The sequence below is a fragment of the Enterobacter cloacae complex sp. HYC080_NIDB genome (assembly GCF_056673325.1).
Genome location: NZ_CP114212.1, coordinates 2,703,771 through 2,723,227 on the forward strand (window position 1 = coordinate 2,703,771; position 19,457 = coordinate 2,723,227).

Annotated in this window: 19 protein-coding genes; 14 read left to right on the forward strand and 5 right to left on the reverse strand. The window is 51.8% G+C overall.

Annotated elements, in window-relative coordinates; all coding sequences use genetic code 11:
• Nucleotides 1-29: 29 nt before the first annotated feature.
• Both O1723_RS12865 and O1723_RS12870 read left to right on the forward strand, forming a co-directional pair.
• Nucleotides 30-275, forward strand: a complete 246-nt coding sequence (locus O1723_RS12865) for an excisionase (RefSeq protein ID WP_071785721.1) — start codon at nt 30-32, stop codon at nt 273-275.
• On the forward strand, nt 256-1,383 hold the full coding sequence (locus O1723_RS12870) for a site-specific integrase (protein WP_045350088.1): 1,128 nt from the start codon (nt 256-258) through the stop codon (nt 1,381-1,383). Before O1723_RS12865 ends, O1723_RS12870 begins: the two co-directional genes overlap by 20 nt.
• Before the next feature lie 60 nt (nt 1,384-1,443).
• Here O1723_RS12870 and O1723_RS12875 read toward each other — a convergent pair whose 3' ends face one another.
• Together O1723_RS12875 and icd are read right to left on the reverse strand one after the other, a co-directional pair.
• Nucleotides 1,444-2,655: a hypothetical protein gene (locus tag O1723_RS12875; RefSeq protein ID WP_133147739.1), complete on the reverse strand. Its 1,212-nt coding sequence runs from the start codon at nt 2,653-2,655 to the stop codon at nt 1,444-1,446.
• A 329-nt stretch (nt 2,656-2,984) separates the two neighbouring features.
• Nucleotides 2,985-4,235 carry an NADP-dependent isocitrate dehydrogenase gene (gene icd, locus O1723_RS12880; RefSeq protein ID WP_248191171.1) on the reverse strand — a complete coding sequence of 417 codons (1,251 nt, stop codon included), beginning with the start codon at nt 4,233-4,235 and terminating at the stop codon, nt 2,985-2,987.
• Between the two features lie 117 nt (nt 4,236-4,352).
• Here icd and rluE point away from each other — a divergent pair, with 117 nt between their 5' ends.
• The 8 genes from rluE to O1723_RS12920 all read left to right on the forward strand — a co-directional run bounded on the left by rluE (nt 4,353) and on the right by O1723_RS12920 (nt 12,160).
• A complete protein-coding gene (rluE, locus tag O1723_RS12885) occupies nt 4,353-5,006 on the forward strand; it encodes a 23S rRNA pseudouridine(2457) synthase RluE (RefSeq protein ID WP_023337110.1) in 654 nt (217 codons plus the stop codon).
• 9 nt (nt 5,007-5,015) lie between these two features.
• Nucleotides 5,016-5,489 carry an NUDIX hydrolase gene (locus O1723_RS12890; RefSeq protein ID WP_014883424.1) on the forward strand — a complete coding sequence of 158 codons (474 nt, stop codon included), beginning with the start codon at nt 5,016-5,018 and terminating at the stop codon, nt 5,487-5,489.
• A 40-nt stretch (nt 5,490-5,529) separates the two neighbouring features.
• Nucleotides 5,530-6,642 carry a tRNA 2-thiouridine(34) synthase MnmA gene (gene mnmA, locus O1723_RS12895; RefSeq protein ID WP_014883423.1) on the forward strand — a complete coding sequence of 371 codons (1,113 nt, stop codon included), beginning with the start codon at nt 5,530-5,532 and terminating at the stop codon, nt 6,640-6,642.
• 26 nt (nt 6,643-6,668) lie between these two features.
• Complete coding sequence (gene hflD, locus O1723_RS12900; protein ID WP_014883422.1) at nt 6,669-7,298, forward strand: high frequency lysogenization protein HflD; 630 nt, start codon at nt 6,669-6,671, stop codon at nt 7,296-7,298.
• 19 nt (nt 7,299-7,317) lie between these two features.
• The gene (gene purB / locus O1723_RS12905; RefSeq protein ID WP_014883421.1) at nt 7,318-8,688 is read left to right on the forward strand and encodes an adenylosuccinate lyase; all 1,371 of its coding nucleotides are present in this window, start codon (nt 7,318-7,320) and stop codon (nt 8,686-8,688) included.
• A 123-nt stretch (nt 8,689-8,811) separates the two neighbouring features.
• Nucleotides 8,812-9,483, forward strand: a complete 672-nt coding sequence (phoP, locus tag O1723_RS12910) for a two-component system response regulator PhoP (RefSeq protein ID WP_014883420.1) — start codon at nt 8,812-8,814, stop codon at nt 9,481-9,483.
• The gene (phoQ, locus tag O1723_RS12915) at nt 9,484-10,947 is read left to right on the forward strand and encodes a two-component system sensor histidine kinase PhoQ (RefSeq protein WP_014883419.1); all 1,464 of its coding nucleotides are present in this window, start codon (nt 9,484-9,486) and stop codon (nt 10,945-10,947) included.
• Nucleotides 10,948-11,038: 91 nt separating this feature from the next.
• Nucleotides 11,039-12,160 carry a ribosomal protein uL16 3-hydroxylase gene (locus tag O1723_RS12920; RefSeq protein WP_014883418.1) on the forward strand — a complete coding sequence of 374 codons (1,122 nt, stop codon included), beginning with the start codon at nt 11,039-11,041 and terminating at the stop codon, nt 12,158-12,160.
• An 87-nt stretch (nt 12,161-12,247) separates the two neighbouring features.
• Here the strand turns inward: O1723_RS12920 and O1723_RS12925 are convergent, their stop codons facing one another.
• Both O1723_RS12925 and pepT read right to left on the reverse strand, forming a co-directional pair.
• Nucleotides 12,248-12,715 (reverse strand): REP-associated tyrosine transposase, encoded by a 468-nt coding sequence (locus O1723_RS12925; RefSeq protein ID WP_032645233.1) that lies wholly within the window; start codon nt 12,713-12,715, stop codon nt 12,248-12,250.
• A 117-nt stretch (nt 12,716-12,832) separates the two neighbouring features.
• The gene (pepT, locus tag O1723_RS12930; protein ID WP_023337108.1) at nt 12,833-14,056 is read right to left on the reverse strand and encodes a peptidase T; all 1,224 of its coding nucleotides are present in this window, start codon (nt 14,054-14,056) and stop codon (nt 12,833-12,835) included.
• A gap of 237 nt (nt 14,057-14,293) precedes the next feature.
• On the opposite strand from pepT, the gene potA reads away from it, so the two are divergent.
• Genes potA through potD form a run of 4 tightly spaced genes read left to right on the forward strand, consistent with a single transcriptional unit; the run spans nt 14,294 to nt 18,102 of the window.
• Nucleotides 14,294-15,442, forward strand: a complete 1,149-nt coding sequence (gene potA / locus O1723_RS12935; RefSeq protein ID WP_176602112.1) for a spermidine/putrescine ABC transporter ATP-binding protein PotA — start codon at nt 14,294-14,296, stop codon at nt 15,440-15,442.
• Nucleotides 15,426-16,283, forward strand: a complete 858-nt coding sequence (gene potB, locus O1723_RS12940; RefSeq protein WP_023337106.1) for a spermidine/putrescine ABC transporter permease PotB — start codon at nt 15,426-15,428, stop codon at nt 16,281-16,283. The genes potA and potB overlap by 17 nt, the downstream gene beginning before the upstream one ends.
• Nucleotides 16,280-17,071, forward strand: a complete 792-nt coding sequence (gene potC, locus O1723_RS12945) for a spermidine/putrescine ABC transporter permease PotC (protein ID WP_014883413.1) — start codon at nt 16,280-16,282, stop codon at nt 17,069-17,071. Before potB ends, potC begins: the two co-directional genes overlap by 4 nt.
• On the forward strand, nt 17,068-18,102 hold the full coding sequence (gene potD, locus O1723_RS12950; protein WP_023337105.1) for a spermidine/putrescine ABC transporter substrate-binding protein PotD: 1,035 nt from the start codon (nt 17,068-17,070) through the stop codon (nt 18,100-18,102). The genes potC and potD overlap by 4 nt, the downstream gene beginning before the upstream one ends.
• A gap of 47 nt (nt 18,103-18,149) precedes the next feature.
• Here potD and O1723_RS12955 read toward each other — a convergent pair whose 3' ends face one another.
• The gene (locus O1723_RS12955; RefSeq protein ID WP_023337104.1) at nt 18,150-19,379 is read right to left on the reverse strand and encodes an EAL and HDOD domain-containing protein; all 1,230 of its coding nucleotides are present in this window, start codon (nt 19,377-19,379) and stop codon (nt 18,150-18,152) included.
• Between the last annotated feature and the right edge of the window lie 78 nt (nt 19,380-19,457).

A 19,457-nucleotide genomic window follows, 5' to 3' on the forward strand; every position in this document is an offset into this window, starting at 1 on the left:
CTGATATGGGCCATTATGAGGTAAATCACATGCTTCAAATGCTGACTTTAGAAGAATGGGCTGCGGAAAAATACCGGAGTAATCCCCCAAGTCTGAATACTTTACGTCGATATGCTAAAGAGAGCATGTTCACTCCCCCAGCTACCAAAGAAGGAAGATACTGGCGGGTAAGAGAAGATGCCGAGATTACAGGTAATTTAACCCAGCCTGTGATTAAAAAATCTGATTCGCCTATGCTTCAAAGGATACTGTCTGATGGCTGCCCGACCACGTAAAAACAACGTCAAGATACCTAATCTTTATCCGCTCTACAGTCGTAAGGTAAATAAAATCTACTGGCGGTATAAGCATCCCATTACAGGTAAGTTTCATAGCCTTGGAACTAACGAGGCCGAAGCAACAGCAATAGCAATCGAAGCCAATGAGCGACTAGCTGAACAGCGTACCAGACAGGTTTTGGCTATCAGTGACAAGATCGCCTCCAGCAAAGGAAAAGCGATATCAACGAATACATGGTTGGATCGTTATTGGAAAATTCAGGATGAAAGACTGGAGAATGGTGATATCAGGCCGAACACTCATAAGCAAAAGGCTAAACCAGTAGCCCTACTTCGTGAGAGCGTGGGAATGAAATTGATTTCATCCGTCGATGTTCGGGATGTTGCCCAGATACTGGAGTCCTATGTTGAAGAGGGCCAGCCGCGAATGGCTCAGGTCATACGCTCAGTGTTAATAGATGTGTTCAAAGAAGCACAGCATTATGGCGAGGTACCGCCGGGTTATAACCCGGCTCTTGCTACAAAACAACCACGCCGACGGATTACCCGACAACGTCTTAACCTTGACGAATGGCAAAAAATTTTCGCAATAGCTGATGCCCAACATCAATACATGGGCAATGCAATGCTTTTGGCGCTCGTTACTGGTCAGCGCCTCGGGGATATTTCCAACATGAAGTTTAGCGATATTTGGGATGACCATCTGCATGTCGTTCAGGAGAAAACAGGGAGCAAGCTAGCGATCCCTCTATCACTAAGGCTTAACGCGATTGACTGGAGTTTGAGGGATGTAGTTGCACGTTGCCGTGACTATGCAGTGAGTCCATATCTAATCCACTTCTTCCGGGCAACCTCAATGGCAGAACGAGGTGCACAGGTTAAGTCGAACACAATAACAATGAATTTCAGCAAGGCCCGTGATCGAGCAAAAATAAATTGGGGGGATGGCACACCGGCTACTTTCCATGAACAACGATCTCTAGCAGAACGTCTTTATGAAGCTCAAGGTATCGACACCCAAAAGTTGCTGGGGCATAAATCCCCTAATCAAACAGCTCGATACCATGATGATCGAGGTAAGAGCTGGATTACAGTTGGGCTTTAGGCTAATGACGCCCTGCAGTAGAATCCAGGAGCTATTTCCAACTGCAGAGCCTTACTATCACTATGAATTTTGAAAACTGAATAATTCATTCACATCGGTTTCATCTGTAAAAAACCCTTTAATCACCCTTAGATGGGAGTTAGGTATTCCGAATTCAAATCGAAACTTCTCCGCTACTCTCTCTGGGTATGGATCCAAGATTGTAATATAAGGAATGTTTTTGCGATTCAAAAATGCATCTAAAAATAGCTGATTACTTTTCAAGTCTGTACGCGGAAAGGAATAGCCTATGATAATTATGTGTTCTGCATTTGTTAGACCTTCTTGTGCCTTTTCCCAAAGGTTATCAAATAACATCCCGTATCCATTATAATTTTTTTGTTTCACGGGCGGTATGATAAGAGGTATTGATACTAATCCCTCAGAAGAAGCTGTGCCTTCAGGCACCCATGGTAATTTCAATCTTGCGCTAACCAGTTTTCGTCCCGCACCAGCAGCCCTCCCTCGATCATCCAAGATATTAGGAGGATAGTATCCATAAGAAAAATCTTCATAACCGGGTGTATACCGTCCTGCAAAACACGCATAAGGCTCTTCTGTACTTTCGTAAATCCATACGGTGTCAGGTGCTGATTCTTGCATTAAAACAACATCCTTCTCAGGACTCATGGGATGACTACTTAGCCAGTTCACAGACCCATGTAATTTGATAAGAAGTGGTGATGTGGGTTGCTTTTCATTTGGCGGCACCCAGCGATTTCTGTATATGCTTTTGGGCCAAAAACCATATCCATAATCAGTTGTCCATTCAGTCTCGCTATTTAACGCTCTATCCATAAGAGTGTCCCAATTGAAAGTAGCAACCATATCATCGTTACTTAACATTTTTGCCAGGGCTGAATGTGGACGTGATATAGGTCCATTTTGAATGGAATTTATTACAGCAGAGAAAATGAATATTAATTGAGTGTATGATTTGAACGCCATGATTCTTTCAAGACCAGCATCTTTTCCTACATAGCGATTCAAATTCTCTTCTATCTCTGTATATAACTCTTCAATATCTACATCTCTTGAAAAAAAATCCATAGGATTTTCTTTCTTTACCCTCTCGATAAAGTCTAATAATCCATCGATAAGTACCCATGGATGACCAGAAATATCTAACTTATCAAATGTAGAGAAAAAATCCTTTGCAATGGGCATTCTTACACCGGTAGGACTAACGGAGTATGATTTAGACGCACCAGCACCGAGCAACAAAAAATTCACAACTTTACCCTCCTAGTTAATTATTAAAACTTCTTCCTGCTAATCTATGGTTTTTCGTTGATTACCCCCCCCTGAAAAGATGTATCCTTACCTTTGTGAACTCCTATATCATTAACAAAATTAAATCACGCCAGACATTCCGTTAAATTTTTTTATCAATCATGTATGAACTATATGATATTTAGTCCAACTATTAGAGCTCATCTTTCATTATAAAACGAGAGGTGATTTTGATAAAAGATTTTGATAAACTTTTGATAACCGTTCAAAAACTAATAATAAAAACGGGAACCAATCGGCTCCCGTTCTTGATTAACCCAGTATCTGGATTACATATTCGCGATAATCGCGTCGCCAAACTCTGAACATTTCAGCAGCTTAGCGCCTTCCATCAGACGTTCGAAGTCATAGGTAACGGTTTTCGCGTTGATCGCGCCTTCCATACCTTTAACGATCAGATCTGCAGCTTCGAACCATTCCATATGACGCAGCATCATCTCTGCGGACAGGATGATAGAGCCTGGGTTCACTTTGTCCTGACCTGCATATTTAGGAGCAGTACCGTGGGTCGCTTCGAACAGAGCGCACTCGTCACCGATGTTTGCACCAGGGGCGATACCGATACCGCCAACCTGTGCTGCCAGGGCGTCAGAGATGTAGTCACCGTTCAGGTTCATACAGGCAATCACGTCGTATTCAGCAGGACGCAGCAGGATCTGCTGCAGGAACGCATCGGCGATCACATCTTTAACGATGATCTCTTTGCCGGTCTTCGGGTTCTTAATCTTCTGCCACGGGCCACCGTCGATCAGCTCACCGCCAAACTCTTCTTTCGCCAACTGGTAACCCCAGTCTTTGAAGGCACCTTCGGTGAACTTCATGATGTTGCCTTTGTGAACCAGAGTCACAGAGTCACGGTCGTTGGTGATCGCGTATTCGATAGCCGCGCGCACCAGACGTTTAGTCCCTTCTTCGGAGCATGGCTTGATGCCGATACCGCAATGTTCAGGGAAGCGAATTTTCTTCACGCCCATCTCTTCGCGCAGGAATTTAATCACTTTTTCTGCGTCTGCAGAGTCTGCTTTCCACTCGATGCCCGCGTAGATGTCTTCTGAGTTTTCGCGGAAGATAACCATATCGGTCAGTTCAGGGTGCTTAACCGGGCTCGGGGTGCCCTGATAGTAACGCACCGGACGCAGACAGACGTACAGGTCCAGCTCCTGACGCAGTGCCACGTTCAGGGAGCGGATACCGCCGCCGACTGGGGTGGTCAATGGGCCTTTGATAGCAACGCGGTAGTCGCGGATCAGGTCCAGCGTTTCTGCTGGCAGCCAGACGTCCTGGCCATAAACTTGAGTCGATTTCTCACCGGTGTAAATTTCCATCCAGGAAATTTTACGCTCGCCTTTGTAGGCTTTCTCAACAGCGGCATCAACCACTTTCAGCATTGCCGGGGTAACGTCTACACCGATACCGTCACCTTCAATGAACGGGATAATCGGATTGTGAGGAACGTTAATCTTGCCGTTTTGCAGGGTGATCTTTTTACCTTCCGCCGGAACAACTACTTTGCTTTCCATTAACCTCTCCTTCGAGCGCTTCTGGTTGTTACTGATCTTATGTTAATAAATTGTAATGAGCCCTTCGATAGTACCTGAATGTCCTGCGCCATGAAAGGTCTTCGTTATTAGGCTATAATGCGGCAATTGATAACGCCTGAAAATACCATGAAGAAAACTTCTTTTACAAAACACCGGGTTGAGCGATTCAGCTCGCGACAAGCCGCCAGAAGACCGCAAGAAACCCAGCCGAAGCGGGTTATTTTGTTCAATAAACCCTACGATGTTTTGCCGCAGTTCACCGATGAGGCCGGACGCAGCACGCTGAAGGATTACATTCCCGTCCAGGGCGTTTACGCCGCCGGGCGTCTGGACCGGGACAGCGAAGGACTTTTAGTTTTAACCAACGACGGCGCTCTGCAGGCAAAGCTCACACAGCCGGGAAAACGCACGGGCAAAATTTACTTCGTGCAGGTCGAAGGCGAACCGGACAAAGAAACGCTGGAGAAATTACGCCGTGGCGTAACGCTGAACGATGGCCCAACCCTGCCTGCAGGTATTGAACGCGTGAATGAACCGGAGTGGCTATGGCCGCGCAATCCGCCCATCCGCGAACGCAAATCCATTCCGACAAGCTGGCTCAAAATTACCCTTTATGAAGGCCGCAACCGTCAGGTCCGGCGCATGACCGCTCACGTCGGCTTCCCTACTCTGCGTCTGATTCGCTACGCCATGGGCAGCTACACCCTGGAAACGCTGGCAAACGGTGAATGGCGAGACGTTACCGCTTAAGGAGTCACTATGTTTAAACCTCATGTTACGGTCGCCTGCGTGGTCCACGCCCAGGGTAAATTCCTTGTGGTCGAAGAGAGCATTAACGGTAAAGCGCTGTGGAACCAGCCAGCCGGGCACCTTGAAGCCAATGAGACCTTACTGCAGGCAGCAAAACGCGAGCTGTGGGAAGAGACCGGCATACACGCCGAACCCCAGCACTTTATCCGACTGCATCAGTGGATTGCGCCCGATAGCACCCCGTTCCTGCGCTTCTTGTTTGCCGTCGAGCTTAGCGAAATGTGCGCCACAGAGCCGCAGGATGACGATATCGACCGCTGCCTGTGGGTGACTGCCGAGGAGATCCTTAACGCGCCAAACCTGCGCTCGCCGCTGGTTGCGGAAAGCATTCGCTGCTGGCAGTCTGCTGGCCGCTTACCGCTGGAAGTCATCGGCGCATTTAACTGGCCGTTTACAGAGGGTGCCAATGGTGGGGGGGCGTGATAGAATACGCCGCCTTGAAGTTCAATGTCGTGAGTATTCCATGTCAGATAACAGCCAGAAAAAAGTGATCGTCGGCATGTCCGGCGGTGTCGATTCCTCCGTTTCCGCCTACCTGTTACAGCAACAGGGCTATAAGGTGGAGGGCCTGTTCATGAAGAACTGGGAGGAAGATGATGGCGAGGAATACTGCACTGCCGCTGCGGATCTCGCCGATGCGCAAGCCGTGTGCGATAAGCTCGGCATTGAACTGCACACCGTTAACTTTGCTGCAGAATACTGGGATAACGTCTTTGAACTGTTCCTGGAAGAGTACAAAGCGGGGCGCACCCCGAACCCGGATATTCTGTGCAACAAAGAGATCAAATTTAAAGCCTTCCTGGAATTCGCTGCGGAAGATCTGGGCGCAGACTACATTGCGACCGGCCACTACGTGCGTCGTGCAGATGTGAATGGCAAAAGCCAGCTGCTGCGCGGTCTGGACGGCAACAAAGATCAGAGCTACTTCCTTTATACCCTGAGCCACGAACAGATCGCCCAGAGCCTGTTCCCGGTTGGCGAGCTGGAAAAGCCGCAGGTACGTAAAATCGCGGAAGAGCTGGACCTGATCACCGCGAAGAAAAAGGACTCTACCGGCATCTGCTTCATCGGTGAGCGCAAATTCCGTGATTTCCTTGGCCGCTACCTGCCTGCACAGCCGGGTAAAATTGTCACCGTTGATGGCGATGAGATCGGCCAGCACCAGGGGCTGATGTACCATACTTTAGGCCAGCGCAAAGGTCTGGGTATCGGTGGAACCAAAGATGGCAGCGAAGATCCGTGGTATGTGGTCGACAAAGATGTCGAAAACAATATTCTGGTTGTCGCCCAGGGGCACGACCATCCGCGTCTGATGTCCGTTGGCCTTATCGCGCAACAGCTGCACTGGGTCGATCGCGAGCCGCTGAAAGGCACGCTGCGCTGCACGGTGAAAACGCGCTACCGTCAGACCGATATTCCTTGCACCGTTACCGCGCTCGATGACGATCGCATTGACGTGCGTTTTGACGAGCCGGTTGCCGCCGTCACCCCAGGTCAGTCTGCTGTCTTCTACAGCGGCGAAATCTGCCTGGGCGGCGGGATCATTGAACAGCGCCTGCCGCTGCCCGCTGTTTAACAGAGTGCACACATAAAGGAGACCATGTGGCGAAGAACTACTACGACATCACCCTGGCGCTGGCAGGAATTTGCCAGTCTGCCCGTCTGGTGCAACAGCTGGCGCATCAGGGTCATTGCGATGCCGATGCCCTGCACGTTTCACTCAACAGCGTTATCGACCTTAACCCCGGTTCAACTCTGGGTGTATTTGGTGGGAGTGAAACCAATCTTCGTCTCGGTCTTGAAACCCTACTTGGCGTACTTAACGCCAGTAGTCGTCAAGGGTTAAACGCAGAACTGACCCGCTACACCTTAAGCCTGATGGTACTTGAGCGTAAGTTGAGCGCGGCGAAAGGCGCGCTCAATACCCTGGGCGATCGTATCGGCGGGCTCCAGCGTCAACTCGACCATTTTGATCTGCAATCCGAAACGCTGCTGAGCGCGATGGCCGGTATTTACGTTGATGTCATCAGCCCGCTGGGCCCACGTATTCAGGTCACCGGATCCCCTGCCGTGCTGCAAAGCCCACAGGTGCAGGCAAAAGTACGTGCGTCCCTGCTGGCAGGGATCCGCGCCGCCGTGCTGTGGCATCAGGTTGGCGGTGGCCGTCTGCAGTTAATGTTTTCTCGTAATCGCCTGACCACTCAGGCAAAACAAATTCTTGCTCATTGTTAACCTCCCGGAGTTGCGAATTATGGAATTATCCTCACTGACCGCCGTATCCCCTGTCGATGGACGCTACGGCGATAAAGTCAGCGCGCTGCGCGGGATCTTCAGCGAATATGGTTTGCTGAAGTTCCGTGTTCAGGTTGAAGTACGCTGGCTGCAGAAGCTGGCCGCCCAGGCAGCAATCAAGGAAGTTCCTGCTTTTGACGAAAAGGCAAACGATTACCTTGATAAAATCGTTGCTGAGTTTAGCGAAGAAGATGCCGCGCGCATTAAGACCATTGAACGCACCACCAACCACGACGTGAAAGCGGTTGAGTACTTCCTGAAAGAGAAAGTGGAAAGCGTCCCTGCCCTGCACGCGGTGTCAGAGTTCATTCACTTCGCCTGTACCTCTGAAGATATCAACAACCTGTCTCACGCGCTGATGCTCTCTACCGCGCGTAAAGAGGTTGTGCTGCCTTACTGGCGTAAGATCATCGACGCGGTGAAAGCGCTCTCCGTGGAATACCGCGACATTCCGCTGCTTTCCCGTACTCACGGCCAGCCAGCCACCCCTTCCACCATGGGTAAAGAGATGGCGAACGTGGCGTACCGCATGGAGCGCCAGTACCGCCAACTGGAACAGGTTGAAATTCTTGGCAAAATCAACGGTGCAGTCGGTAACTACAATGCCCACATCGCCGCTTACCCGGAAGTGGACTGGCACCAGTTCAGCGAAGAGTTTGTCACCTCCCTGGGTATTCAGTGGAACCCGTATACCACGCAGATTGAACCGCACGACTATATCGCTGAGCTGTTTGACTGCATCGCGCGCTTCAACACCATTCTGATCGACTTCGATCGTGACGTGTGGGGCTACATTGCGCTCAACCACTTCAAGCAGAAAACCATCGCCGGTGAAATTGGTTCTTCCACTATGCCGCATAAAGTGAACCCAATCGACTTCGAAAACTCCGAAGGCAACCTGGGCCTGGCGAATGCGGTGCTGCAGCATATGGCGAGCAAACTGCCGGTATCCCGCTGGCAGCGTGACCTGACCGATTCCACCGTGCTGCGTAACCTGGGCGTGGGCATTGGCTACGCGCTGATCGCTTACCAGTCCACCCTGAAAGGCGTGAGCAAACTGGAAGTGAATCGCGATCGTCTGCTGGACGAACTGGATCACAACTGGGAAGTGCTGGCGGAGCCGATTCAGACCGTGATGCGTCGCTACGGCATCGAAAAGCCGTATGAAAAACTGAAAGAGCTGACTCGCGGCAAGCGTGTAGATGCTGAAGGCATGAAACAGTTTATTGACGGTCTGGCACTGCCAGAAGAAGAGAAAACGCGCCTGAAAGCCATGACGCCGGCGAACTACATTGGCCGCGCCATTACCATGGTCGACGAGCTGAAGTAACACCCCTTCCCCCCTTTCCGCCCGGAAAGGGGGTTGCTTTTCCCCGGTTTACTGAATGTTTATCCCCACGGCAACATAATCAGCGTTAAACTATTCGTACTACATATTCTGGGAGAAAAGATGATGCGCGTACTGGTTGTTGAGGATAACGCATTGCTACGCCACCACCTGAAGGTTCAGCTTCAGGAGATGGGACATCAGGTGGACGATGCTGAAGATGCAAAAGAAGCCGATTATTATCTCAATGAACATCTGCCGGATATCGCCATTGTCGATTTAGGCTTGCCTGATGAAGACGGTCTGTCGTTAATTCGTCGCTGGCGCAGCCATGATGTTTCTCTCCCGGTGCTGGTTCTGACCGCCCGCGAGGGCTGGCAGGACAAAGTTGAAGTGCTCAGCGCCGGTGCGGATGATTACGTCACCAAGCCGTTCCATATTGAAGAAGTGGCTGCGCGCATGCAGGCGCTATTACGCCGCAACAGCGGGCTGGCTTCACAGGTTATCTCCATTCCGCCTTTCCAGGTGGATCTCTCCCGACGCGAGCTCTCGATTAACAATGAAGTGATCAAGCTGACTGCATTCGAATACACCATCATGGAAACGCTGATTCGTAACAGTGGCAAGGTTGTGAGCAAAGACTCCTTAATGCTCCAGCTCTACCCGGACGCGGAGCTGCGCGAGAGCCATACTATTGATGTGCTGATGGGGCGTTTGCGTAAGAAAATTCAGGCGCAGTACCCGCAGGATGTGATCACGACCGTCCGCGGCCAGGGCTACCTGTTTGAATTACGCTAAATGAGACAGATTTTGCGCCATATTCTGCCCCTCTCACTGCGGGTTCGTTTTTTGCTGGCAACGGCCGCAGTGGTGCTGGTGCTGTCGCTCTCCTACGGTATGGTCGCCCTGGTGGGTTACAGCGTCAGCTTCGATAAAACGACTTTTCGACTGTTACGTGGCGAAAGTAATCTGTTTTACACTCTGGCGAAATGGGAAAACAACCGTATCAGCGTTGAAATGCCCGAGAACCTGAATCAACAGAGCCCTACTTTGGCCCTGATTTACAACGAAAAAGGGAAGTTGCTGTGGGCGCAAAGAGATATCCCGTGGCTGGTTAAAAGCATTCGTCCGGAGTGGCTTAAAACCAATGGTTTTCATGAGATAGAAGCCGATCTTAACACCACCAGCTCGCTGATTCGCGAAGATCGCTCTATGCAGCAGAAACTCAATGAAATCCGCGAGGATGATGCCGAAACGGAGATGACGCACTCCGTGGCGATTAATATCTACCCGGCGACGATGAACATGCCGCAGCTGACCATTGTGGTGATCGACACCATTCCTGTCGAGCTCAAGCGCTCCTACAGGGTCTGGAGCTGGTTCGTATATGTTCTGGCCGCTAACCTGCTGCTGGTAATCCCGCTGCTTTGGGTGGCGGCGTGGTGGAGCTTGCGCCCCATTGAATCCCTGGCGCGAGAGGTGCGCGAGCTTGAGGAACACCATCGCGAAAAACTCAATCCGGAAACCACCCGTGAGCTGACAAGTCTGGTACGTAATCTCAATCGCCTGCTGAAAAGTGAACGCGAACGCTATGATAAGTACCGTACAACCCTGACTGACCTCACTCACAGCCTGAAAACACCGCTGGCCGTGATGCAAAGTACCCTGCGTTCAATGCGCAGTTCAAAGCTGAGCGTTGATGATGCCGAGCCGGTGATGCTGGAGCAGATCAGTCGAATCTCACAGCAAATTGGCTATTACCTGCACCGCGCCAGTATGCGTTCCGGCAGCGCGCTTCTGAGCCGCGAGCTGCACCCGGTGGCACCGCTGCTGGATAATCTTACGTCCGCCCTCAACAAGGTGTACCAGCGTAAAGGGGTGAACATCAGCCTCGATATCTCGCCTGAGATAAGCTTTGTCGGCGAAAAGAATGACTTCATGGAAGTCATGGGCAACCTGCTGGATAACGCCTGTAAATACTGCCTGGAGTTTGTGGAAGTGTCTGCGCGTCAGACGGATAACGAGTTACATATTATCGTTGAAGATGATGGCCCGGGGATCCCGCGCAATAAACGTGATGTGGTGTTCGATCGCGGCCAGCGCGCCGATACGCTGCGCCCCGGCCAGGGGGTGGGGTTAGCCGTCGCACGTGAAATTGTCGACCAGTACGATGGAAAAATTGAAACCAGCGAAAGTTTGCTGGGCGGCGCCAGAATGGAAGTGATTTTTGGTCGCCAGCAGCCCACATCGAACGATAGTTAACCCGTTATGTGAAAAATGCGAGGATCTCGCAGCCGGGGGGCTGAGCTTCCGTTATAATCCGTGTCAGTAAGAACCTGCGGAATAAAAAAATATGGATTATCACTTAACGCTTAACTGGCCCGAGTTTATTGAACGTTACTGGCAAAAACGCCCGGTGGTTCTGAAACGTGGGTTCAGCAACTTTGTCGACCCTATTTCGCCTGACGAACTGGCCGGTCTGGCCATGGAAAACGAAGTCGACAGCCGCCTGGTCAGTCACCAGGACGGGAAATGGCAGGTCAGTCACGGTCCTTTCGAAAGCTATGATCATCTCGGAGAAAACAACTGGTCCCTGCTGGTGCAGGCCGTCAACCACTGGCACGAACCTACTGCCGCGCTAATGCGCCCGTTCCGCGCCCTGCCCGACTGGCGGATGGACGATCTGATGATCTCCTTCTCCGTTCCGGGTGGCGGCGTGGGTCCGCACCTGGACCAGTACGACGTGTTTATTATTCAGGGTACGGGTCGCCGCCGCTGGCGCGTGGGCGAGAAAGTGCCGATGAAACAGCACTGTCCGCATCCGGACCTGCTTCAGGTGGATCCGTTCGAAGGGATTATTGATGAAGAGCTGGAGCCAGGCGATATTCTCTACATTCCGCCTGGGTTCCCGCATGAGGGTTACTCCCTGGAAAACTCGCTCAACTACTCGGTTGGGTTCCGCGCACCGAGCGGTCGCGAGATGATCAGCGGCTTTGCCGACTATGTTCTGCAACGCGAGCTGGGCAGCTATCGCTACAGCGATCCGGATGTGCCTGCGCGCGAACATCCGGCAGATATTCTGCCAGCAGAGCTGGACAAGCTGCGCGGTATGATGCTGGATCTGATCAACGAGCCGGAACATTTCAGACAGTGGTTTGGCGAGTTTATTAGCCAGTCCCGCCACGAGCTGGACGTGGCGCCTCCGGAGCCGCCTTATCAGGCTGACGAGATTTATGATGCCCTTCAGCAGGGCGACAAGCTGGTTCGTCTGGGCGGGTTGCGCGTGCTGCGCATCGGTGAAGAGGTCTTCGTCAATGGCGAGAAGCTGGATTCCCCGCACCGTCCTGCACTGGAAGCGATTGCCAGCCATATGGTTCTGACTGCTGAAACCTTTGGCGATGCGCTGGAAGATCCCTCATTCCTCGCCATGCTGGCCGCGCTGGTTAACAGCGGGTATTGGTTTTTTGAGGATTGAGTCTTGAGATGTGCCGGGTGGCGGCTTCGCCTTACCCGGCCTACATTCCGATCGTAGACCCGGTAAGCGCAGCGCCACCGGGCAATGTCACTTCCGCTCCCCCGCCGCAAACTCCTCGATCTCACCTGCCCAATCGGCAGGATATAATCCCTCGTGAATATCGCGATGAAACGTTGAAAACGGCCAGTCGATAACCTTTCTGACATACCCATGCTTCATCGGATTGATGTAGATGTAATCCAAATGCCGCCGGTAATCCTCTTCGTTTCGAATGGTGTGCTCCCAGAAACGCGGCTGCCAGATATGACGCATGTCGATGTTACGACTGAACGTTTTTTTGATATCACGCCAGCGTGCCGAAAAGTCACTGTCTCCTTCCGGTAAGGTCCAGATACAGTGCATATGTTCAGGGAGAATAACCCAGGCGTTAATGGTGAAGGGTTTCGCACGTTTAACCGTTAAGGTTGCAGCACGTAAGCTGTCGATATGGCGGGTAAGCAAATCACTCTGGCGGTTTTGAAGGTTAACGGTGAAAAACCAGGTGCCGCCGGGAATATAGTGGCGACGATAGTTTGATGGGGCTCCTTGCCTGAATACCGGGTGGCGGCTTCGCCTTACCCGGCCTACATTTCGATCGTAGGCCCGGTAAGCGCAGCGCCACCGGGCAATGTCTCACCGCTTCGCGGTTAACTCCGCTATGCGCACAATCACCTTCACCGCTTTTTCCATTCCTTCCAGCGTCACAAACTCATGCTTGCCGTGGTAGTTGTAGCCACCGGTAAACAGGTTCGGGCACGGCAATCCCATAAATGACAGCTGCGAACCGTCGGTACCGCCACGAATCGGTTTTAAGATCGGTTCAATATCGCAGTCGCGCATTGCCTGCCGGGCGATATCAATGATGTGCGGATGCGCCATCACCTTCTCACGCATATTGTAATAGCTGTCTTCGATGATGAGTTCAATGTAGCAGTCAGGATGCAGCCCTTTGCCTACCTTTTTGGCGATCTCCATCATCTTACGCTTGCGCGCTTCAAAGGCTTTACGGTCAAAATCGCGCACGATGTAGTGCATCTGGGCGCTATCCACGGTGCCCTTAATGCTGGTCAGGTGATAGAAACCTTCATACCCGTCTGTCATCTCCGGGCTCTCTTGCGCCGGGACTTCAGCATGAATACGCGACGCCAGCGACAGCGCATTCACCATCACCCCTTTGGCTGAGCCGGGGTGAACGTTGTTCCCGACAATTTTAATGGTCACCGAAGCGGCGTTAAAGTTTTCATACTCCAGCTCGCCCACGCCACCGCCATCGACGGTGTAGGCCCACTGCGCGTTAAAAGCCTCCACATCGAAATGTTTCGCGCCTTTCCCCACCTCTTCGTCCGGCGTGAAAGCAACCCGGATATCCCCGTGCGGAATGTTTTTGCCTTTCAGCACCGCCAGCGCCGTCATGATCTCCGCGATCCCCGCCTTATCATCTGCACCCAGCAGCGTTTTCCCGTCGGTGGTGATGAGCGTCTGACCGAGCAGCTGGTGCAGTACCGGGAACATCACGGGAGAGAGCACTTCGTCGCCAATGCCCAGCGCAATATCACCGCCGCGGTAGTTTTCAACAATCTGCGGGTTCACATGTTTACCGCTAAAATCCGGAGAGGTGTCGACATGGGAGATAAAGCCAATCGCCGGGATATTACCCGGGACATTCGCCGGCAGCGTGCCCATCACAGTGCCCTTTTCGCTTAACGTGACGTTAACCAGCCCCATGGCGTCGAGCTGCTCTTTAAGCAGGTTTAATAACTTCCACTGGCCTTCGGTGCTTGGCACCTGGCGGACACCCGGTTTAGATTGGGTATCCAGCGAAACGTACTGTAAAAAACGCTCAAGTAATTTATCCATGCAGTCACCCTCACTTTTTGTGACAACATTATCAATAAGCATCAAAACGCAAATATTGCGTCAGGTCACTTTTATCCCGCAAACGAGAATATTTTCCGTTTATATCGTTCTGCGTTAGTAAATGTAGCTTATGAATCAGTGACAAGGATTGGCGATTCCCGAGGTTTGCCGTAGAATGTCCGCCCTCATTACGAGTCACCAAGGTGGTTACACACAAACCCCGCTTCGGCCTGCTGCCTGAGGCGTCTATATGGGACAGTGCAAAAATTGAATACACAACCCCGTTCTCGTTCACCGCTGGTGCAACTTGAACGAATTCGTAAAAGTTTTGATGGCAAAGATGTCATTTCCGACCTCAATTTGACCATCAATGACGGCGAGTTTCTTACGCTGCTTGGCCCCTCCGGCTGCGGCAAGACAACCGTACTGCGCCTTATCGCCGGGCTGGAAAGCGTCGATAATGGCCACATCCATCTTGAGAACCAGGACATAACCCAGGTTCCTGCCGAAGATCGCCACGTCAATACCGTCTTTCAGAGCTATGCCCTGTTCCCTCACATGACCGTGTTTGAGAACGTGGCGTTTGGCCTGCGGATGCAAAAAACGCCGGCCAGCGAGATCCCCCCGCGCGTCACGGAAGCCCTGCGGATGGTGCAGCTGGACGAGTTTGCTCAGCGAAAACCCCACCAGCTCTCCGGCGGTCAGCAGCAACGCGTGGCCATTGCCCGCGCCGTGGTCAATAAACCGCGCCTGCTTCTATTAGATGAGTCGCTTTCCGCGCTGGACTACAAACTGCGCAAGCAGATGCAGAACGAGCTGAAGGCGCTACAGCGTAAGCTTGGCATCACCTTTGTCTTCGTCACCCACGACCAGGAAGAGGCGCTGACCATGTCAGACCGTATTGTGGTGATGCGCGATGGCAAAATAGAGCAGGACGGCACGCCGCGTGAAATTTACGAAGAGCCGAAAAACCTGTTTGTCGCCAGCTTCATTGGCGAAATCAATATTTTTAATGCCACGGTGATTGAACGTCTGGACGATCGGCGCGTGCGCGCGAACGTGGAAGGACGTGAATGCAATATCACCGTGAACTTCGCCGTCGAGAAGGGACAAAAACTCAACGTCCTGCTGCGTCCTGAAGATCTGCGTGTCGATGAAATTCACGGTAATACCGAAGCCGAAGGGCTTATCGGCTATATCCGCGAGCGCAATTACAAAGGGATGACGCTGGAGTCCGTCGTCGAACTGGAAAATGGCAAAATGGTAATGGTCAGCGAATTCTTTAACGAGGACGATCCTGACTTCGACCACTCTCTCGACCAGAAAATGGTTATCAACTGGGTAGAAAGCTGGGAGGTTGTACTGGCTGATGAAGAACACAAGTAAATTCCAGAAGGTGGTGATTACCACTATCGTCGGTTGGCTTGTGTTATTTGTCTTTTTACCCAACCTGATGATCATCGCCACCAGCTTTCTGACCCGCGACGATGCCCACTTCGTTAAGCTGGTCTTTACGCTGGATAACTACGCGCGCCTGCTCGACCCGCTCTATTTTGACGTGCTTCTGCACTCGCTGAATATGGCGCTGATTGCTACCGTAGCCTGCCTGCTACTGGGGTATCCTTTCGCATGGTTCCTGGCCGGGCAGCCACAAAAGGTGCGCCCGCTTTTGCTGTTTCTGTTGATTGTGCCGTTCTGGACCAACTCGCTGATTCGCATCTACGGGTTAAAAATCTTCCTGAGCACCAAAGGCTACCTCAACGCGTTTCTGCTGTGGCTGGGGGTGATTGATACCCCTGTACGCATCATGTTTACTCCGGGTGCGGTGATTATTGGCCTTGTCTACATTCTGCTGCCGTTTATGGTGATGCCGCTCTACTCCAGCATCGAGAAGCTCGATAAACCGCTGCTGGAAGCGGCAAAAGATCTGGGTGCTAACAAGCTGCAAACCTTTATCCGCATTATCATTCCACTGACCATGCCCGGCATTATCGCCGGTTGTCTGCTGGTGATGCTCCCGGCAATGGGGCTGTTCTACGTGTCAGATCTCATGGGCGGGGCAAAAAACCTGCTGATTGGTAACGTGATCAAGAGCCAGTTCCTGAACATCCGCGACTGGCCGTTCGGATCCGCGACCAGCATTACGCTGACGGTGGTAATGGGGCTGATGCTGCTGGTCTACTGGCGGGCCTCACGATTGCTGAATAAAAAGGTGGAACTCGAATGATCGGTCGACTGCTTCGCGGCGGTTTTATGACCGCCATTTACGCTTACCTTTATATTCCGATTATCATTTTGATCGTGAATTCGTTTAACAGTTCACGCTTCGGCATCAACTGGCAGGGCTTTACCACCAACTGGTACAGCCTGCTGATGAATAATGACAGTCTGCTGCAGGCCGCTCAGCACTCGCTGACGATGGCGATTTTCTCCGCCACCTTCGCCACGCTGATCGGTTCCCTCACCGCGGTGGCATTGTATCGCTATCGCTTTCGCGGTAAGCCGTTCGTCAGCGGCATGCTGTTTGTGGTAATGATGTCGCCGGATATCGTGATGGCGATTTCGCTGCTGGTGCTGTTTATGCTGCTGGGCATTCAGCTTGGCTTCTGGTCGCTGCTGTTTTCCCACATCACCTTCTGCCTTCCGTTTGTGGTGGTTACCGTCTTTGCACGTCTGAAAGGGTTTGACGTGCGTATGCTTGAGGCGGCGAAAGATCTGGGGGCCAGCGAGATGACCATCCTGCGCAAAATCATTCTGCCGCTGGCGATGCCCGCGGTAGCCGCAGGATGGCTACTCAGCTTTACGCTGTCGATGGATGACGTGGTTGTTTCTTCGTTCGTGACCGGGCCGAGTTACGAAATCCTGCCACTGAAGATCTATTCGATGGTCAAAGTCGGCGTCTCACCTGAAGTGAACGCGCTGGCGACCATTCTGTTGGTGTTTTCGCTGGTTCTGGTGATTGCCAGCCAGATTATTGCTCGTGATAAAACAAAATCTCAGGGGACAATGAAATGAAAAAAATGCTCGCCGCTGCGGCACTGGTACTTGGCATGGGTGCCGCGCACGCTGATGACGGTAAAACGCTCTACTTCTATAACTGGACCGAGTATGTGCCACCGGGCCTGCTGGAACAGTTTACGAAAGAGACGGGCATCAAGGTCATCTACTCGACCTACGAGTCGAATGAAACCATGTATGCCAAGCTCAAAACCTACAAAGACGGCGCATATGATCTGGTGGTGCCGTCTACCTACTTTGTCGACAAAATGCGCAAAGAGGGCATGATTCAAAAGATCGATAAAACGAAGCTCACTCACTTCAACAATCTCGATCCGGAGATGCTCAACAAGCCGTTTGACCCGAATAACGACTACTCCATTCCTTACATCTGGGGCGCAACCGCAATTGGTGTCAACAGCGAGGCTATCGATCCGAAAACCGTTACAAGCTGGGCCGATTTGTGGAAACCGGAATACAAAGGCAACCTGCTGTTAACCGACGACGCGCGCGAAGTGTTCCAGGTAGCGCTGCGTAAGCTCGGCTACTCCGGCAATACGACGGACCCAAAAGAGATTGAAGAGGCCTATAACGAGCTGAAAAAGCTGATGCCTAACGTGGCGGCATTTAACTCTGATAACCCGGCAAACCCGTATATGGAAGGCGAAGTGAATCTGGGCATGGTGTGGAACGGCTCCGCGTATGTTGCCCGTCAGGCCGGTACGCCGCTGGAGGTAGTGTGGCCGAAAGAAGGCGGGATCTTCTGGATGGATAGCCTCGCGATCCCTGCCAATGCCAAAAACGTGGAGGGTGCGCTGAAGCTGATTAACTTCCTGCTGCGCCCGGACGTGGCGAAGCAGGTTGCCGAAACGATTGGCTACCCGACACCGAACCTCGCGGCACGCAAGCTGCTGAAGCCTGAAGTGGCTAACGATAAGTCACTCTATCCGGATGCCGACACCATCAGCAAAGGGGAATGGCAGAACGACGTTGGTGACGCCAGCCGCCTCTACGAAGAGTATTACCAGAAACTAAAAGCGGGCCGATAAACGGCATCGCGCTATTCCTCACGCCGTGCTAACGGCGTGAGGAAGCATTAACTGGCCGCATTCGCGCCAGCCCAAATCGTCGCCCTTCTCATCGCCTCGACCACATCATCATCCGACAGCCCCAGTGCGTGACTCAGTCTTGTCGCCTCCTCCCACTGCTGCTGCTCGTAGTAACGACAGAGTGCGATCATATCAGCTAGCTGCCCCTCCTGATGGCACAGTGCGTTGCTCACGCTCTGCGGCACCGCAATCTGCTTCATCAACTCGGTCATCGGCAGTTCAAGGAGAGTATCCAGCAGCGAGAACAGGCCGCACAGAAAGGCATTTTCAGCCAGCGTCGGTTCGTTTATCGCCTCTGCGATCAATTCGCAGAATTTCCCACGCATCATGCTCAACGGATAAAGCTCGCTGACGGTGTCATTGTCCGCACTCGCCAGGACCACGACGGCAACGAACCGTCTCAGCTGATTCTCCCCAAGATAGCGGAGTACCTCACTCAGGGTTAACTTGCTGAAATTACAGGCACCAACATGTTTAAATGCCGTGTGCTTCATGTAGCGCATAATTTTCCAGGAGAGGGTGAGATCACTTTTTATCAGCGATTCGATAATGCGATAATCAGGTTTATTACGTCCGATTTCCATTTGCAGGCGGAAAATCGCAAGCTGATTTTGCGATAAGCGTTTATATTTAATCATCTCCGGACGGCAGAAAAAATAACCCTGAAACAGAGAAAATCCTTCATCTCTGAATCGAATAAATTCCTCTTTAGTCTCAATTTTTTCAGCGAGATATTTTATATGTGCGGTCTCTTTTTTACGCGATGCCAGATACTCTTTAATTTGCGCTAAGGTATAATTTCTGACATCGAATTTCAGAACCGAAATATAAGGTAAAAACGCATCCCATTCAGGAGCGAGGGTGAAATCATCGAGCGCGAAGTGGTAGCCGTGCGCATTCATCTCTCTGACGGCCTGCAACAGCTCAGCCCCCGGAACCGCATCTTCCAGTATCTCAATGACCACGCTCTCTTTATCGAGCGCTTCTCCGCTCCGGTCGATGACCATCCGGGAGGGAAAATTAATAAACGACGTGTGCTCCCCGGCGATCCGTTGCGCGGGTACACATAAAAACTGATCTGATATCATTCTGGATGTCGCATATTCCGCCGAGACATCCGGAAAACGGTTTGTCATTCCCTCTCTGAAGAGCAGTTCATAGGCGACCGTCTTCATCTCCGGGTTAAAAATGGGTTGTCTGGCGATAAATCCGTACATATCCCATCCTCCTCTACCACTTAATATTTATTAGCATCCTCTTTCTACACGACGATAACGAGCATTATCGAGCACTAT

What these genes read in the sequence shown, in the direction of transcription:
- O1723_RS12865 (WP_071785721.1), top strand. Translation starts at nt 30, where the DNA reads ATGCTTCAAATGCTGACTTTAGAAGAATGGGCTGCGGAAAAATACCGG.
- O1723_RS12870 (WP_045350088.1), top strand. Translation starts at nt 256, where the DNA reads ATGGCTGCCCGACCACGTAAAAACAACGTCAAGATACCTAATCTTTAT.
- icd (WP_248191171.1), bottom strand. Translation starts at nt 4,235, where the DNA reads ATGGAAAGCAAAGTAGTTGTTCCGGCGGAAGGTAAAAAGATCACCCTG.
- rluE (WP_023337110.1), top strand. Translation starts at nt 4,353, where the DNA reads ATGCGGCAATTGATAACGCCTGAAAATACCATGAAGAAAACTTCTTTT.
- O1723_RS12890 (WP_014883424.1), top strand. Translation starts at nt 5,016, where the DNA reads ATGTTTAAACCTCATGTTACGGTCGCCTGCGTGGTCCACGCCCAGGGT.
- mnmA (WP_014883423.1), top strand. Translation starts at nt 5,530, where the DNA reads ATGTCAGATAACAGCCAGAAAAAAGTGATCGTCGGCATGTCCGGCGGT.
- purB (WP_014883421.1), top strand. Translation starts at nt 7,318, where the DNA reads ATGGAATTATCCTCACTGACCGCCGTATCCCCTGTCGATGGACGCTAC.
- phoP (WP_014883420.1), top strand. Translation starts at nt 8,812, where the DNA reads ATGCGCGTACTGGTTGTTGAGGATAACGCATTGCTACGCCACCACCTG.
- phoQ (WP_014883419.1), top strand. Translation starts at nt 9,484, where the DNA reads ATGAGACAGATTTTGCGCCATATTCTGCCCCTCTCACTGCGGGTTCGT.
- O1723_RS12920 (WP_014883418.1), top strand. Translation starts at nt 11,039, where the DNA reads ATGGATTATCACTTAACGCTTAACTGGCCCGAGTTTATTGAACGTTAC.
- pepT (WP_023337108.1), bottom strand. Translation starts at nt 14,056, where the DNA reads ATGGATAAATTACTTGAGCGTTTTTTACAGTACGTTTCGCTGGATACC.
- potB (WP_023337106.1), top strand. Translation starts at nt 15,426, where the DNA reads ATGAAGAACACAAGTAAATTCCAGAAGGTGGTGATTACCACTATCGTC.
- potC (WP_014883413.1), top strand. Translation starts at nt 16,280, where the DNA reads ATGATCGGTCGACTGCTTCGCGGCGGTTTTATGACCGCCATTTACGCT.
- potD (WP_023337105.1), top strand. Translation starts at nt 17,068, where the DNA reads ATGAAAAAAATGCTCGCCGCTGCGGCACTGGTACTTGGCATGGGTGCC.
- O1723_RS12955 (WP_023337104.1), bottom strand. Translation starts at nt 19,379, where the DNA reads ATGTACGGATTTATCGCCAGACAACCCATTTTTAACCCGGAGATGAAG.